A 15,903-nucleotide genomic window follows, 5' to 3' on the forward strand; every position below is an offset into this window, starting at 1 on the left:
TTCTGTGGATAAGCCTTTTTTCACTAAAGAGATCAAGTGATTAAGATGGATCGTTTGCTGTGAATGATCGGTGATCCCACACCGTATAAGCTGGGATCAAAAGCGAGGGTTATGCACAACTCAAAAAGTGAACAGCAGTTGTTATTGGGATAACTACCGCTTACTACGAGCTTTTAAGCATAGTTATACACAGAAGAAAGGGCGATCTTTACAAATCCTGGAGTAAATTCTTCCAGGATCCGACCCAAACTTCAGCCGGATCTTCAGGAATATCGTGATCGAGGATGTTCACCTTCAGTAAAGATCCCACTCTTTTTGCTCCGCAGTCGGTCAGCAGGACGTCGATTTTCTCGATAGCACCGCAAAACGTATCGTATTCGCGGCTGCCGATCCCTACCGCACCGTAGCGTACGTTGCTCAGATCCGGATTTTCTTCCTTTATTGCATCATAAAGAGGTTGCAGGTTATCCGGCAGATCGCCTGCGCCATGCGTAGAGGAAACAATCAGCCAGACGCCGCTGGTTTGCAGATCCTCAAGCAGCGGTCCATGCAGGGTTTCCGTAGAGAAACCTGCCTCTTCCAGCTTCTCAGCCAGATGTTCAGCTACGTATTCGGCACTGCCAAGAGTACTGCCACTGATCAGGGTAATGTCTGCCATTGCTATCCGCCTCTTTAAAACGTTTTGCATTGTACGCTGTGTAAGGCCTGCGATCTACCTGTGGATAATATGGGTATTACATTTAGCCATTAAGGCTTGATCGTCCGCATAATCGGGTTCTGCAGGGAGATCAGTGTTTCGGTGGACTGAATTTCATCGATTGTTTGGATCTTGTTGATAAGTACCTGCTGCAGGGCATCGATGGATCGGCACATCACCTTAATAAAGATGCTGTAGTGGCCGGTGGTGTAGTAGGCCTCGGTCACCTCTTCCAGGCTTTCGAGTCTTGCCAGCGCGGAAGGGTAATCTTTAGCGCTCTTCAGGATAATGCCGATAAAGCAGCAGACGTCGTAGCCGAGCTGTTTCGGGCTGATGTCGATACGGGCCCCGGTGATAATCCCGGCCTGTTTCATCTTCTCCACGCGGACGTGAATGGTGCCGGGACTCACCCCGAACTGCTTGGCCAGTTCGGCATAGGCGGTACGCGCATTTGCCATTAACGCCTCGAGGATGCCGCGATCCAGATTGTCGATCTGATAATTATCCATCACTTTTTCCTATGATTAATGTCGATTGTTTATTTTAAACCGCCTTATTTTAATCAATTAAAATGGTTACCGCCTTTTTTATTGTTGATTATTGAATGTTGGGTGCTTTCTGTTGCTTAATCGCTGTTACTGAAACAACACAACAAAGAGAAAAACCATGAAAACGGCCTACATCGCTAAACAACGCCAGATTAGTTTTGTGAAATCCCATTTCTCTCGTCAGCTGGAGGAGAAGCTTGGTCTGATTGAAGTCCAGGCTCCGATTCTTAGCCGCGTGGGTGATGGTACACAGGACAATCTCTCTGGCTGCGAAAAAGCGGTACAGGTGAAGGTGAAGACCTTGCCTGAGGCGCAGTTTGAAGTGGTGCATTCGCTGGCCAAATGGAAAAGAAAAACGCTTGGCCAGCATGACTTCAGCGCGGGCGAAGGGCTTTACACGCACATGAAAGCCCTGCGCCCCGATGAAGACCGCCTCACGCCAATCCACTCGGTCTATGTCGATCAGTGGGACTGGGAGCGCGTGATGGGCGACGGTGAACGTCATCTGGGTACGCTTAAGCAGACCGTAGAAAGCATCTGGGCCGCCATGAAGGCCACGGAAGCCGCGGTTAGCGAGCAGTACGGCCTGACGGCGTTTCTGCCGGAACAAATTCACTTTGTGCACAGCGAAGAGCTCCAGCAGCGCTTCCCGGAGCTGGATGCCAAAGGCCGTGAGCGCGCCATCGCTAAAGAAAAAGGTGCGGTGTTCCTGATCGGTATCGGCGGCAAGCTGGGAGACGGCAAACGTCACGACGTTCGCGCCCCGGATTATGATGACTGGTCAACCCGCAGCGATGCCGGTTTTGCCGGTCTGAACGGTGACATTCTGGTGTGGAACCCGGTGCTGGAAGACGCCTTTGAGCTCTCTTCTATGGGGATCCGTGTGGATGCCGAAGCGCTGAAGCGCCAGCTGGCGGTAACCGGAGATGAAGATCGTTTAGCGCTGGAGTGGCACCAGTCGCTGCTGAAAGGGGAAATGCCGCAGACCATCGGCGGCGGTATCGGACAGTCCCGCCTGACCATGCTTTTATTACAGCAGCCGCATATCGGCCAGGTTCAGTGCGGCGTGTGGCCTGCCGAAGTGCAGAGCAAAGTAGACGCTCTGCTGTAGGCCTTAGCGCTGCCAGCGTCTCAGCAGGCGGCTTCGCATCCCGGTATCAAAGCGCCAGATATGATCGAATATGCGCATGATGCCGGGTTTGCCGTGTCCTGACATCGCCACCGCGTGAAACCTGTGCTGGTGGGCCTGCTGTAGCCCCTTCACCTTAGTGACCAGATCGTCCGGCAGCCGCTGGGCGATAAAGTCAGAGATCACCACCGCGTCGGCGTCGAACCATTCGCTGCCCTGCATTTTCTCAACGATCGAGCGAAAGCAGCTGGCCAGATCCGTGCCGCCGCGGAAGCGCTGGCTGAGAAAGCGGATTGCCTGCTCGATGCCGTCCGGGCCGCAGACTTCGTAGCGCACCACCTCGCTTGAAAACAGCATGATAAAACAGCGGCGGTTGTCGGCCAGCGCCACGCGCATCAGCGCCAGGCAAAACGCTTTCGCACACTGCTCGTTAAAGCCGCCCATCGAGCCGGAAGTATCCACGCAGACGATAAACGGCCCGCGCGGCTGTTCGTCAAAATCCTGATGCACGACGGGACGTTCCACCAGCTTCTCGCGCCAGGAGTCGCCGTGCAGGCGATAGGTGAGAAGCTGCTTCTCTACCAGCCGCCGGTAAAACTCGAACTCCAGTTCGGTAATGCCGAGCGTGGCAAGCTCCGGGGGTAACAGGCGAAGAATGTCGTCACTGCGCTGCAGCCCGTCGACCTGCTCCGGCACCGTTGCGGGTTGCCGGACCATCATGCGCCACATTTCCGTCGGGGCGTCTTTTCTCGGTACCGATTTGGCCTCTTTCGAACGGCCAAGCTGTTCCGCAAGCTTAAGCAGTTCGGGCTGGCCCGCCAGAAACTCCCCGTACTGCACGATGAGCTGATAGTCACCGTGCGTCAGCGTTCCGGCGCTCATATCCCACAGCCGCCCGGCGGCGTTGTCGTTCTCCGATAGCACCGGAGCCAGCTGCCCGCTCATCGCCAGCCGCGCCTGAACCTCCGCCAGCAATGCGTCACGCTCTTCTTCCAGCAGCTGCTGGTTTAACGAAGTCGCCTGCACAACCAGGCTAAGCCGCCAGCGCTGCAGAAAGAGAGTGTGCTGGGCAGGAGTAAAATGAGGATGTTCCGCCACCAGCGCCTGCGCCTGGCCATAAAAAGGCGATTCAAGGCTCTTCAGCTGAGCCAGAAACTCCGTAAGCCTGGCATTGAGCTGGCTGGTGGTCAGCACCTGCGCTTGCTGGAAGCTGGCTACCTCATCGGCAAGCTCTGGCGGGACGTTAGCGTCATGGATCCTTGCCCTGAGCAGCTCCCGCCAGCGGGGGATATCCTTCGTCATGGCGTTTTTCAGCCGGGGGAATTTCTCAAAGAAGACGGCAAGCTGCGGCGCAGCCAGCAGGCCCAGGATGATCTCCTCAATAAGTTCGGCTTCGCTTATCGCCAGAATAATATCGAGGGTTTCAAGGCTGAGCATTACTGGCGAGCCTGTTTAATCTGCGCGGCAACGTCCTGCAGGCTTGCTTCGATCTTCGCCAGCCAGTCGCTGTGGATAAACAGGCATTTTTGCTGATCGTTAAAGCGTTCATGCTGCTGGTGGAGGGTGGCTTCCAGATCGTCAAACTGCTTTTTGATCTCATCCGGCACGCCCTGCTGCTGTTTGCCCGGCATCACCAGGCGCGTGCCCTGAAGGCTGACATCCCGGATAATCAGATGCTGCGTGCCGTCCACTTCCATATTCAGCGACTGAGCGAAACCGATGCCGTTAAGTTTGCCGCGGATCTCACCGCCTTTATCCAGCCAGTGCTCAAGCGCCTCGCGGGTAATGGCAACGTGGATAACTTCGATATCGTGCAGTTTCAAAGGCTGCTGAAGGAGCAAAGTCAGCGTGTCGCCGGTGAGCGACTCGGGAATTTCGTAATGTGGACGACGGCTGAACATCCCGCCCTGCTTGTTGACGGTTATCGCTTCGCGGTCGCTATGCTGCTGCTGTAGCTGGATGCGGCGCTGCACAATGGCACCCAGCCTGGCGATCATTGAGTGCTGCTGCCAGGCCTGCCCGGTCATCAATATTTCCAGCTGCTGCTGCATCAGGTTCATGGCGGCGGTATCGTGCCACAGACAGTCTTTCAGCAGGATCAGGTCGATAGGGGCGACGGCGGAACGCCCGCTGAAAAAGGCGCTGGCCTGCAACAAACGGATAGCTTTTTTCCAGCGGCGGTCAGAGACGTAAGGCGCGCCTGAAATCTCATCCAGCTGCTGGCGCAGGCTGAAGATCAGTTCGAAGACATGCTCGGGCAGCTGAACGCCGCCAATCTCTTTCTGCCAGCTGAAGTACTCTTCATCGGTAACCTGCAGGCTCTCGGCCACCGGATTATCGTTTTCATCGTGCTGGCTGGTGAGCATCGAGCGGAAATTGCCTTTGTCCTGCACTTTATCGAGCCACAGGCGGATCAGCATACGGTCGTACAGGGCTTCCAGGCTGCTGTCCGCTTCCGGAAGCTCGTTGGACGCCGCTACCAGCAGACGCATGGGGATTTTCTCTTCGCTGGCGCCGTTGCGGAACCGTCGTTCGTTTATCGCGGTCAGCAGGGTATTCAGAATCGCCGGGCCAGCCTTCCAGATTTCATCCAGAAAGACGATTTCAGCTTCCGGCAGGTAACCAGCGGTGAGACGTTCGTATCGTCCTTCATCTTTCAGCGCCTGAATGGACAGCGGCCCGAACACTTCCTCCGGCGTGGAGAAGCGGGTCATCAGGTACTCAAACGCACGTGCATGCTTAAAAGCAAACTTCAGGCGGCGGGCAATCAGGCTTTTAGCGATACCCGGCGGCCCCAGCAGAAAAACGCTTTCGCCGCTCAGCGCCGCGAGCAGGCAAAGCCGGATGGCATGCTGGCGCTCAAACAACCCTTTCTCCAGCGCCTGGCTAAGCCTGGAAATTCTTTCAGCCAATAAATGTGATTGAGCCATAATTACGTTTGCATCCTTACGCGGTCATCGCTGTGCGGGTAGGCGAGTATATCGTTTCTGAATAATCTCGTTAATGGATTGATGAGCGGCTCTTTTTTTCGCTGACCTGAGATAAGCCAATTGCATTTAGGGGTACGATTTCCTTGATTATCGTGCATACTGTGCGCCTTTTTGTGGGCCAAGGGACTAAGCACACGTTTTCGGGATTCCAACAAAAGATTAGTCTATGAGCGCTGATAATAAACAATCATTGCCCGCGATTACGCTGGCGGCAATTGGGGTAGTGTACGGCGATATCGGTACCAGCCCGCTTTATACCCTTCGTGAATGTCTCTCCGGACAGTTTGGTTTTGGCGTAGAACGTGACGCCGTGTTCGGCTTTTTATCCTTAATTTTTTGGCTGTTAGTTTTAGTCGTCTCCGTGAAATATCTGACCTTCGTCATGCGTGCGGACAACGCGGGCGAGGGCGGTATCCTGACGTTGATGTCGCTGGCGGGGCGAAACACCTCGGCAAAAATGACCTCGGTACTGGTGATCATGGGATTGATCGGCGGTAGCTTCTTCTATGGCGAGGTGGTGATAACCCCGGCGATATCCGTGATGTCAGCGATAGAGGGGTTAGAGATAGCCGCGCCGTCGCTTGATGCCTATATCGTCCCGCTGTCGATAGTCGTCCTGACGCTGCTGTTTATGATCCAGAAGCACGGCACCGGCATGGTAGGCAAACTCTTTGCCCCGGTCATGCTGCTGTGGTTCCTGGTGCTGGCGGTGCTTGGCGCGCGCAGTATTATCGCCAACCCGGAAGTGCTGCAGGCGCTGAACCCGGCCTGGGCCGTCCATTTCTTCCTGGAATATAAAACCGTTTCCTTCTTCGCGCTCGGTGCCGTCGTGCTCTCTATTACCGGCGTGGAAGCGCTGTACGCGGATATGGGCCACTTCGGTAAATTACCGATTCGTATCGCCTGGTTCATCGTCGTGCTGCCGTCGCTGGTGCTAAATTACTTCGGCCAGGGAGCGCTGCTGCTGACAACCCCGGAGGCGATCAAAAACCCGTTCTTCCTGCTGGCCCCGGACTGGGCGCTGATCCCGCTGATGATTCTGGCGACGCTCGCCACGGTCATCGCCTCCCAGGCGGTTATCTCCGGCGTCTTCTCGCTGACTCGCCAGGCCGTGCGTCTGGGCTACCTGTCGCCGATGCGCATTATCCATACCTCTGAAATGGAATCAGGGCAGATTTACGTTCCGGCGATTAACTGGATCCTCTATATCTCCGTGGTCATCGTGATTGTCAGCTTTGAGCACTCCAGCAACCTGGCCGCGGCTTACGGGATTGCGGTCACCGGCACGATGGTGCTGACCTCGATTCTTTTGTGTACCGTGGCGCGCAAAAACTGGAGCTGGAGCCGGATTGGCGTACTGCTGATGGGCGTTGGCTTCCTGTGCATCGACATCCCGCTCTTCTCTGCCAACGCGGTGAAAATATTCTCCGGCGGCTGGCTGCCGCTAACCCTGGCGCTGGTGATGTTTGTCATCATGACGACCTGGAAAAGCGAACGCTTCCGCCTGCTGCGTCGCATGCATGAACACGGTAATTCTCTGGAAGCGATGATTGCCTCGCTGGAAAAATCTCCGCCGGTACGCGTGCCGGGGACGGCGGTCTATATGTCCCGCGCGCTGAACGTGATTCCGTTTGCGATGCTGCATAACCTCAAGCACAACAAAGTGCTGCACGAGCGGGTTGTGCTGCTGACGCTACGGACGGAGGATGCGCCTTACGTGCATAACGTGAAGCGAGTCTCCATCGAACAGCTGTCGCCAACGTTCTGGCGAGTGGTGGCGAGCTACGGCTGGCGTGAAACGCCAAACGTGGAAGAGGTGTTCCGCCGCTGCGGTCTGGAAGGTCTGAGCTGCCGGATGATGGAAACCTCGTTCTTCATGTCCCACGAGTCGCTGATCATTGGTAAACGCCCATGGTATCTGCGTCTGCGCGGCAAGCTGTTCCTGGCCCTGCAACGAAATGCGCTGCGGGCGCCGGACCAGTTTGAAATCCCGCCGAACAGGGTTATCGAACTGGGTACTCAGGTAGAGATTTAACGATATGCCTCTTCAATCGAAGGGGCATTTTTTTGGATTGAGAGACCCGGGGCGACCTCCGGGTTTGGCGTCCCTCCGGGAACCAAATCCCGGAATTTCGCCTAATAACAGGCACCCATGACTGAAAGCGCGCTCATTTAACTTCTCTTTTGACTGATGCGCGAAACGTTTCGATAGCGATCACATTTTCATAACCTCGCGGTTGTTTTCTCACCAGCTTCTTTCTTACACTCCCGATCAGCGAAACGTTTCGCTAGTGGAGTATAAAAATGAAGAAAGGCACTGTTCTTAACGCTGATATCTCGTCCGTGATTTCCCGCCTTGGCCACACCGACACGCTGGTGGTTGCCGATGCCGGGTTGCCGATTCCGCGCAGCACAACGCGTATCGATTTGGCACTGACGCACGGCGTACCGGGCTTTATGCAGGTGGTCGACGTCGTCACGCAGGAGATGCAGGTTGAAGCAGCGATCCTTGCTCAGGAAATTCAACAGCATAATCCGCAGCTCCACGAAACGTTGCTCAGACACATCGAGCAACTGCAGCAACACCAGGGAAATACCATTTCAATTCGCTACATCAGTCATGAGCAGTTCAAGCAGCACACCGCCGACGCACAGGCGGTCATTCGCAGCGGGGAGTGTTCCCCGTATGCGAATATCATTCTCTGTGCTGGCGTAACTTTCTGAGGCCGGCATGGAAACGTTACTGCAGTTAAAAGGGATCGATAAATCGTTCCCCGGCGTAAAAGCCCTTTCTGGCGCCGCGCTGAACGTTTACCCGGGGCGCGTGATGGCGCTGGTGGGGGAAAACGGCGCGGGCAAATCCACCATGATGAAGGTCCTGACCGGGATTTATCAGCGCGACGCTGGTTCACTGGTCTGGCTGGGGCAGGAGACCACCTTCAGCGGGCCGAAAGCCTCCCAGGAGGCGGGTATCGGCATCATCCACCAGGAACTGAACCTGATCCCGCAGCTCAGCATCGCGGAGAATATCTTCCTCGGGCGCGAGTTTGTCGGCCGCTTCGGCAAAATCGACTGGAAAAAGATGTACGCCGAGGCGGATAAGCTGCTGGCGAAGCTCAACCTGCGCTTTAACAGCCAGAAGCTGGTGGGTGACCTCTCTATTGGCGATCAGCAAATGGTGGAAATTGCCAAAGTGCTGAGCTTCGAATCAAAAGTCATCGTCATGGATGAGCCAACGGATGCTTTAACCGATACCGAAACCGACTCGCTGTTTCGCGTTATCCGCGAACTCAAATCCCAGGGGCGCGGCATCGTTTACATCTCCCACCGTATGAAAGAAATCTTTGAGATTTGCGACGACGTTACCGTCTTCCGCGACGGGCAGTTTATCGCCGAACGCGAAGTGGCGACGCTCACCGAAGATTCGCTTATCGAAATGATGGTTGGCCGCAAGCTGGAAGACCAGTATCCGCGCCTGAAAAAAGAGCCGGGCGAGGTTCGTCTGCGCGTTGATAACCTTTCCGGGCCGGGCGTGCATGACGTCAGCTTCACGCTGCGCAAAGGGGAAATTCTCGGCGTGGCGGGGTTGATGGGGGCCGGGCGCACAGAATTAATGAAGGTACTCTACGGCGCGCTGCCGCGTACCGGTGGCTATGTGGCGCTGGACGGCCGGGAAGTGGTTGCCCGTTCGCCGCAGGATGGCCTGGCAAACGGCATCGTTTATATTTCGGAAGACCGCAAGCGCGACGGGCTGGTGCTCGGCATGTCGGTCAAAGAGAACATGTCGCTGACCGCGCTGCGCTACTTCAGCCATAACGTTGGTAGCCTGAAGCATAAAGATGAGGTGCAGGCGGTGCAGGACTTTGTGCGCCTGTTCAACGTTAAAACGCCTTCCATCGAACAGCCGATTGGCCTGCTCTCCGGCGGTAATCAGCAAAAGGTTGCTATTGCCCGCGGGCTGATGACGCGTCCGAAAGTCCTTATCCTCGATGAGCCAACGCGCGGCGTGGACGTGGGGGCAAAAAAAGAGATCTACCAGTTAATCAACCAGTTCAAGGCCGATGGGCTAAGCATCATCCTCGTGTCGTCGGAAATGCCGGAAGTGCTGGGCATGAGCGACCGCATTATGGTGATGCATGAAGGGCATCTGGGCGGGGAGTTCACCCGTGAAGAGGCCACCCAGGAGGCGCTGATGGCCGCGGCCGTCGGTAAGCTAAATCGTGTGAATCAGGAGTCTGCTAAATGAGTACCCAGTCTGTAACGTCCCGTCGCTGGTTCACAAAAGAGTGGCTGCTGGATCAAAAGTCGCTGATCGCCCTGCTGGTGCTGATCGCGATCGTCTCAAGCCTCAGCCCGAACTTCTTTACCGTCAATAACCTGTTTAACATCCTGCAGCAAACCTCCGTGAACGCCATTATGGCGGTGGGAATGACGCTGGTCATTCTTACCTCCGGGATCGACCTGTCCGTCGGTTCACTGCTGGCGCTGACCGGGGCGGTGGCCGCCTCGATTGTTGGCCTGGAAGTGAACGCGCTGGTGGCAGTTGCCGCGGCGCTGGCGCTCGGGGCGGCAATCGGGGCCGTGACCGGTGTGATTGTCGCAAAAGGCCGCGTGCAGGCGTTTATCGCCACCCTGGTGATGATGCTGCTGCTGCGCGGGGTGACCATGGTGTACACCAACGGCAGCCCGGTGAACACGGGCTTCTCGGATAACGCCGACGTCTTCGGCTGGTTCGGTATCGGTCGCCCGCTGGGTATCCCGACGCCGGTATGGATCATGGGCATCGTCTTCCTGGCGGCCTGGTACATGCTGCACCACACGCGCCTGGGCCGTTATATCTATGCGCTTGGCGGTAACGAAGCGGCGACGCGCCTGTCCGGTATCAGCGTCAACAAAGTCAAAATCATCGTTTATTCACTCTGCGGCCTGCTGGCTTCACTGGCGGGCATCATCGAGGTGGCACGTCTCTCTTCCGCACAGCCAACGGCGGGTACGGGTTACGAGCTGGACGCAATTGCGGCGGTGGTGCTGGGCGGGACCAGCCTGGCGGGCGGCAAAGGGCGTATTGTCGGGACGCTGATCGGTGCGCTGATCCTCGGCTTCCTGAACAACGGTTTGAATTTATTAGGTGTTTCTTCTTATTACCAGATGATCGTCAAAGCAGTGGTGATACTACTGGCGGTGCTGGTGGACAACAAAAAGCAGTAACAATCATAACCCTACAGGACATCTGACTATGAATATGAAAAAACTGGCTACCCTGGTTTCCGCTGTAGCGCTGAGCGCCACCGTGAGCGCAAACGCGATGGCGAAAGACACCATCGCGCTGGTTGTTTCCACGCTTAATAACCCGTTCTTCGTTTCCCTGAAAGACGGCGCGCAGAAAGAAGCCGATAAGCTGGGCTACAACCTGGTGGTGCTGGATTCACAGAACAACCCGGCTAAAGAGCTGGCGAACGTGCAGGATCTTACCGTGCGCGGCACCAAACTGATGCTGATCAACCCAACCGACTCTGATGCGGTGGGCAACGCGGTTAAAATGGCTAACCAGGCTAAAATTCCGGTCATCACCCTGGACCGTATGGCGAACCAGGGCACCGTGGTCAGCCACATCGCTTCTGACAACGTCGCCGGTGGCAAAATGGCGGGTGACTTCATCGCTAAGAAAGTGGGTGACGGTGCGAAAGTTATTGAGCTGCAGGGTATCGCCGGGGCATCTGCCGCCCGCGAACGTGGCGAAGGCTTTAAACAGGCTACCGCCGCGCACAAATTCACCGTGCTTGCGAGCCAGCCCGCAGATTTCGACCGTACTAAAGGCCTGAACGTTATGCAGAACCTGCTGACCGCGCATCCTGATGTGCAGGCGGTGTTTGCTCAGAACGACGAAATGGCGCTGGGCGCACTGCGCGCGCTGCAAACCGCAGGTAAAACCGACGTGCTGGTTGTCGGCTTTGACGGCACCGCTGACGGCGTTAAGGCCGTTGAAGGGGGCAAACTCGGCGCAACAGTGGCGCAGATGGCCGACCAGATTGGCGTGATCGGCGTGCAAACCGCTGATAAAGTGCTGAAGGGCGAAAAAGTCGAGTCTAAAATCCCGGTTGACCTGAAGCTGGTCACCAAATAAGACAAAAAAGATAAGCAGGGCATCGCGCCGCCCCTCAGTAGCGTTGGGGGGGCGCCTTAAACCGGACATCAAACATGAAAAGCAAAGGCAGTCTCGTCGTGCTGGGCAGCATCAACGCTGACCATATCCTCAACCTAGAACATTTCCCGACGCCGGGTGAAACCGTTACCGGGCAGGAGTATCAGGTCGCGTTTGGAGGCAAAGGGGCGAATCAGGCCGTCGCCGCCGGGCGCAGCGGTGCCGATATTGCCTTTATTGCCTGCGTTGGCGATGACGATACCGGCAGCCGGGTATGCAAACAGCTGGCAAGCGACAAAATCGATATCTCGCCAATCAGCACGATTAAAGAAGCCTCAACCGGCGTTGCGCTGATCTTCGTGAACGGTGCCGGGGAAAACGTCATCGGCATCCACGCGGGCGCGAACGGCGCGTTAACGCCTGAGCTGGTTGCAAAAGAGCAGCAGAAAATTGCCGATGCTTCCGCATTGCTGATGCAGCTGGAGTCACCGTTGGAAAGCGTGCTGGCCGCGGCTAAAATTGCGAAACAGCATCAGACCAAAGTAATTCTTAACCCGGCGCCCGCCTGCGCATTATCAGACGAGCTGCTGGGGCTGGTGGATATGATCACCCCGAACGAAACCGAGGCCGAAAAGCTCACCGGGATTCGGGTCGAAAACGATGACGATGCCGTCAGGGCGGCTCGGGCACTGCACGATAAAGGTATCGAAACCGTCATTATTACGTTAGGCAGCCGGGGCGTCTGGCTCAGCGAAAACGGTAAGGGGCAGCGCGTGCCGGGCTTCAGAGTGAAAGCCGTGGACACCATCGCCGCCGGGGATACTTTTAACGGCGCGCTGGTTACCGCGCTGCTGGAGGAAAAACCTATGGCGCAGGCGATCCGCTTTGCCCATGCCGCCGCCGCTATTGCCGTGACCCGTAAAGGTGCTCAGCCTTCCGTGCCGTGGCGTCATGAGATTGACGAGTTCTTGCAGCAGCAGGGGTAATCGTGGCCACAATGAAAGATGTCGCCCGCGTCGCGGGCGTTTCAACCTCTACTGTTTCGCACGTCATCAATAACGACAGGTTCGTGAGCGAGGCTATTCGCGAAAAGGTCGATGCCGCGATTAAAACGCTTAACTACGCTCCCTCCGCTATTGCCCGTAGTCTGAAGCTCAACCAGACCCACACCATTGGCATGCTAATCACCGCCAGCAGCAACCCGTTCTACTCTGAGCTGGTACGCGGCGTTGAGCGCAGCTGCTTCGAGCGGGGATACAGCCTGGTGCTGTGTAATACCGAAGGCGACGAGCAGCGCATGAATCGCAATCTGGAAACGCTGCTGCAAAAGCGTGTCGATGGTCTGCTGCTGCTGTGCACCGAAACGCATCTTCCTTCCGCCGAGATAATCAATCGCTATCCTTCTATACCGACGGTGATGATGGACTGGGCGCCCTTTGACGGCAAAAGCGACGTCATTCAGGACAACTCGCTGCTGGGCGGTGAGATGGCTACCCGGCATCTTATCGACAATGGCTATACCCGCATTGCCTGTATCGCCGGGCCACAGGATAAAACTCCGGCTCGGCTGCGTCTCGAAGGCTACCGCAACGCGATGAGCCGGGCGGGGCTTGCGATCCACGCGGGCTATGAAATCATCGGCGACTTTGAGTTTCAGGGTGGCTTCACGGCGATGAACTCACTGCTGGCGTTGGACTACCCCCCTCACGCGGTCTTCACCGGCAACGATGCAATGGCCGTCGGGGCTTATCATGCGCTGTATCAGGCGGGTTTGAGCGTGCCGAAAGATATGGCGGTGGTGGGCTACGATGACATAGAACTGGCGCGCTACATGACCCCGCCGCTGACCACCATTCACCAGCCGAAAGATGAGCTGGGCGAGCTGGCGGTCGATGTCTTAATCCATCGCATGGCGCAGCCCACCCTGGAGCAGCAGCGTCTGCTGCTGACGCCGGAGCTGGTGGAGCGCGGTTCCGTCTAACTCTTGTGGCGTTCTTTTATCATGTTGCGACCATCTTTCGGGCGCAGCAGCAGGAAGACCAGCGCTGAAACCAGCGTGACGGCCCCCATGGTCAGGAACGTATAGTGGAACTGCTCGACAGTATTAAAGTTATCAATCCCTTCATACATACGCAGCACCGCCGCACTAACCGCAACGCCAAGGCTGATTGAAAGCTGCTGGGTGACCGCCAGCACGCTGTTACCGCTGCTGGCGTTCTCATCGGTGAGATCGGCGAGGGTTATAGTGTTCATCGCGGTGAACTGTGTGGACATCGCCATGCCGAGGATAAACAGCGGCAGGATCAGCATCCAGACTTCCATTCCCGGCGACTGCAACGAGAACTGCGCAATCAGCAGGCCGATAACCATGGTCACGCCGACCAGCGTTTTCCTGTAGCCAAACCAGCGCAGCACCTGAGTCACGGTCGATTTCGCCAGCAGGGAGCCGATCGCGGTCGGGGCCATCATGCAGCCCGCGATTAATGCCGTGTAGCCGAAGCCGACCTGAAGCATTAACGGCATAAGGAAAGGAACGCAGCCGGTGCCCAGCCGCGAAGCAAGGTTGCCAATGATGCCGACAGAGAAGGTTCGCGTTTTAAACATGGGGAGTGCGATAAGCGGCGTTGGGTGGCGACGGGCGTGCCATATATAGGTCATCAGCAGGAGCAGCCCGCCGAGGATAATCAGAATACCTATATAGCTTGCGACAATGCGCTCGCCAAACAGCTCCATGCCACTGGAAATGAGTACCAGGCTCAAACCAAACAGCAGAAAGCCGGTCATATCGAAACTGCGGCGCGGCGTGGTGAAGTTCGGCATGTACTTGCGGGCGTAGAGCAAACCGAGCAGGCCAATGGGGATATTTATAAGGAAGATCCAGTGCCAGCTTGCCCAGGTTACCAGCACGCCGCCGAGCAGCGGGCCTAAAATCGGCCCCACCAGGCCGGGCATGGTGACGAAGTTCAGCACGGGTAGAAGTTCGCTACGCGGGTAGGCGCGTATTAATGCAAGGCGCGCAACGGGCATCATCATCGCCCCGCCTATCCCCTGAACCACGCGGAAGACAACCAGCTGGGATAACGAGCCCGACATCGCGCAGGCAAAAGAGCCGAGCGTAAAGAGGCTTACCGCAATCATAAATACCCGGCGGGTCCCGAAGCGATCGGCAAGCCAGCCGCTGACGGGGATAAGCATAGCGACGGTCAGGGTGTAACTGATGATGGCCGACTGCATAGCCAGCGGCGACCGGCCCAGACTATGGGCGATGGCGGGTAGCGCGGTGTTGAGGATGGTGGCATCCAGTGCCTGCATAAAGAAGGCCATTGCCGCTATCCACGGCAGCCCGGCCATACTGCGAGCAGATTTGGTCATTAGTATCCTGATCTGTAGTGGGTCAGGCGTTAACCATGAGCGAAGGGCTCTTTTAACAGCGTCTGGCCGGCAACGAGCGCGGCCTGGCTGTCTCCCTGACAAATGGCATCAACGATTGCCTGATGTAAATCGAGCTTCACGACCTGATTATCGGTTATGGCCGTGAAGTAATTGTAATAAATAGAACGGAACAAGTTAGCGAAAGAACAAAGGAAAGGGTTAGCACTCATTTCGTAGATCTTTTCGTGGTAGGCCATATCCACTTCTATCCAGCGTTCACGGTTAAAGACCGCTTTAAGGCTGACCATTTCTGCCATCATTATCTTCAACTGTGCTTTCTGCTCGCTGGTGCCGTGGAGGGCGGCAAGTGAACAAGCCTGCGGTTCGAGGCTATTACGCATAACAAGGAAGTATTCCACCACCTCATTAAAGTTTTCCTCCGTCATCCACCAGGTGAGGAGTTCTTTATCCAGAAAGTTCCAGTGGCTGCGGGGCATGATGCGGGTGCCAATGCGTGGACGAGGCAAAACCATGCCTTTAGCGGTTAATGTCTTTACGGCTTCCCTCACGGCGGTGCGGCTCACGCCGAACAGCTCCCCCAGCTCCATCTCGCCGGGCAGGATACTGCCTGCCGGGTATTCACCTTTCAGGATCCCTCGGGCCAGCTTCTCGGCAATAACATAAGAAAGGTTCTTTTGGGCCGCGAGTTGTTGTGCGGATAAAGACATGGGTGCAATTCCTTGGGCTATGTTTCTCTTTGTAGTATGCCACCAGGCATCTTTTTCTGATGCTAAAAACAGCAGATATGCCGTGCCATGGGCCTTTTATAACCTGATTGTAGAAAAAAGAGGCGCTTGGTAATAAATTTGCAATTAACCCTTGTCACATTCCGAAAAATCCCTATACTGCGCCTCCACTGACACGGCACAACGGCTTACAAACCGGCCAGTCAGTCAGACGAAAGCGAAAATAAACGCTTGACTCTGAAAGAGGAAAGCGTAATATACGCCACCTCGAGTTAGCAA

14 protein-coding genes are annotated in these 15,903 nt (G+C 56.1%); 8 read left to right on the forward strand and 6 right to left on the reverse strand.

Annotation, left to right across the window (positions count from 1 at the left end; genetic code table 11):
- Window positions 1–208: 208 nt before the first annotated feature.
- Window positions 209–658, reverse strand: coding sequence for an FMN-binding protein MioC (mioC, locus tag AAE045_RS18080; RefSeq protein WP_455548890.1), 450 nt, complete (start codon window positions 656–658; stop codon window positions 209–211).
- 89 nt (window positions 659–747) lie between these two features.
- Window positions 748–1,206 carry a transcriptional regulator AsnC gene (gene asnC, locus AAE045_RS18085; protein ID WP_202306402.1) on the reverse strand — a complete coding sequence of 153 codons (459 nt, stop codon included), beginning with the start codon at window positions 1,204–1,206 and terminating at the stop codon, window positions 748–750.
- A gap of 157 nt (window positions 1,207–1,363) precedes the next feature.
- Here asnC and asnA point away from each other — a divergent pair, with 157 nt between their 5' ends.
- Window positions 1,364–2,356, forward strand: a complete 993-nt coding sequence (asnA, locus tag AAE045_RS18090; RefSeq protein WP_455548891.1) for an aspartate--ammonia ligase — start codon at window positions 1,364–1,366, stop codon at window positions 2,354–2,356.
- A gap of 3 nt (window positions 2,357–2,359) precedes the next feature.
- Here asnA and viaA read toward each other — a convergent pair whose 3' ends face one another.
- Window positions 2,360–3,811 carry an ATPase RavA stimulator ViaA gene (gene viaA, locus AAE045_RS18095; RefSeq protein WP_455548892.1) on the reverse strand — a complete coding sequence of 484 codons (1,452 nt, stop codon included), beginning with the start codon at window positions 3,809–3,811 and terminating at the stop codon, window positions 2,360–2,362.
- Window positions 3,811–5,304 carry an ATPase RavA gene (gene ravA / locus AAE045_RS18100; RefSeq protein WP_455548893.1) on the reverse strand — a complete coding sequence of 498 codons (1,494 nt, stop codon included), beginning with the start codon at window positions 5,302–5,304 and terminating at the stop codon, window positions 3,811–3,813. Before ravA ends, viaA begins: the two co-directional genes overlap by 1 nt.
- A gap of 226 nt (window positions 5,305–5,530) precedes the next feature.
- Here ravA and kup point away from each other — a divergent pair, with 226 nt between their 5' ends.
- The 7 genes from kup (at window position 5,531) to rbsR (ending at window position 13,487) form a co-directional block, all read left to right on the forward strand.
- Entirely contained in the window at window positions 5,531–7,399 is a 1,869-nt protein-coding gene (kup, locus tag AAE045_RS18105) for a low affinity potassium transporter Kup (RefSeq protein WP_455548894.1), read from the forward strand.
- 269 nt (window positions 7,400–7,668) lie between these two features.
- On the forward strand, window positions 7,669–8,088 hold the full coding sequence (rbsD, locus tag AAE045_RS18110; RefSeq protein ID WP_271127433.1) for a D-ribose pyranase: 420 nt from the start codon (window positions 7,669–7,671) through the stop codon (window positions 8,086–8,088).
- A 7-nt stretch (window positions 8,089–8,095) separates the two neighbouring features.
- Window positions 8,096–9,610: a ribose ABC transporter ATP-binding protein RbsA gene (rbsA, locus tag AAE045_RS18115; RefSeq protein WP_455426319.1), complete on the forward strand. Its 1,515-nt coding sequence runs from the start codon at window positions 8,096–8,098 to the stop codon at window positions 9,608–9,610.
- Window positions 9,607–10,572, forward strand: coding sequence for a ribose ABC transporter permease (rbsC, locus tag AAE045_RS18120; RefSeq protein ID WP_455426318.1), 966 nt, complete (start codon window positions 9,607–9,609; stop codon window positions 10,570–10,572). The genes rbsA and rbsC overlap by 4 nt, the downstream gene beginning before the upstream one ends.
- Before the next feature lie 28 nt (window positions 10,573–10,600).
- The gene (gene rbsB / locus AAE045_RS18125; protein WP_202306443.1) at window positions 10,601–11,488 is read left to right on the forward strand and encodes a ribose ABC transporter substrate-binding protein RbsB; all 888 of its coding nucleotides are present in this window, start codon (window positions 10,601–10,603) and stop codon (window positions 11,486–11,488) included.
- Window positions 11,489–11,562: 74 nt separating this feature from the next.
- The gene (rbsK, locus tag AAE045_RS18130) at window positions 11,563–12,492 is read left to right on the forward strand and encodes a ribokinase (RefSeq protein WP_455548895.1); all 930 of its coding nucleotides are present in this window, start codon (window positions 11,563–11,565) and stop codon (window positions 12,490–12,492) included.
- Between the two features lie 2 nt (window positions 12,493–12,494).
- Window positions 12,495–13,487, forward strand: coding sequence for a ribose operon transcriptional repressor RbsR (rbsR, locus tag AAE045_RS18135; RefSeq protein WP_455548896.1), 993 nt, complete (start codon window positions 12,495–12,497; stop codon window positions 13,485–13,487).
- Here rbsR and mdtD read toward each other — a convergent pair.
- Both mdtD and AAE045_RS18145 read right to left on the reverse strand, forming a co-directional pair.
- Complete coding sequence (gene mdtD / locus AAE045_RS18140; protein ID WP_455548897.1) at window positions 13,484–14,878, reverse strand: multidrug transporter subunit MdtD; 1,395 nt, start codon at window positions 14,876–14,878, stop codon at window positions 13,484–13,486. The two genes, rbsR and mdtD, sit on opposite strands and share 4 nt — an antisense overlap.
- Before the next feature lie 29 nt (window positions 14,879–14,907).
- Window positions 14,908–15,606: a FadR/GntR family transcriptional regulator gene (locus tag AAE045_RS18145; protein ID WP_455548898.1), complete on the reverse strand. Its 699-nt coding sequence runs from the start codon at window positions 15,604–15,606 to the stop codon at window positions 14,908–14,910.
- Between the last annotated feature and the right edge of the window lie 297 nt (window positions 15,607–15,903).

It is taken from the genome of Dryocola clanedunensis (assembly GCF_038405435.1).
In the GTDB taxonomy this organism is placed as follows: Bacteria; Pseudomonadota; Gammaproteobacteria; order Enterobacterales; family Enterobacteriaceae; genus Dryocola; species Dryocola clanedunensis_A.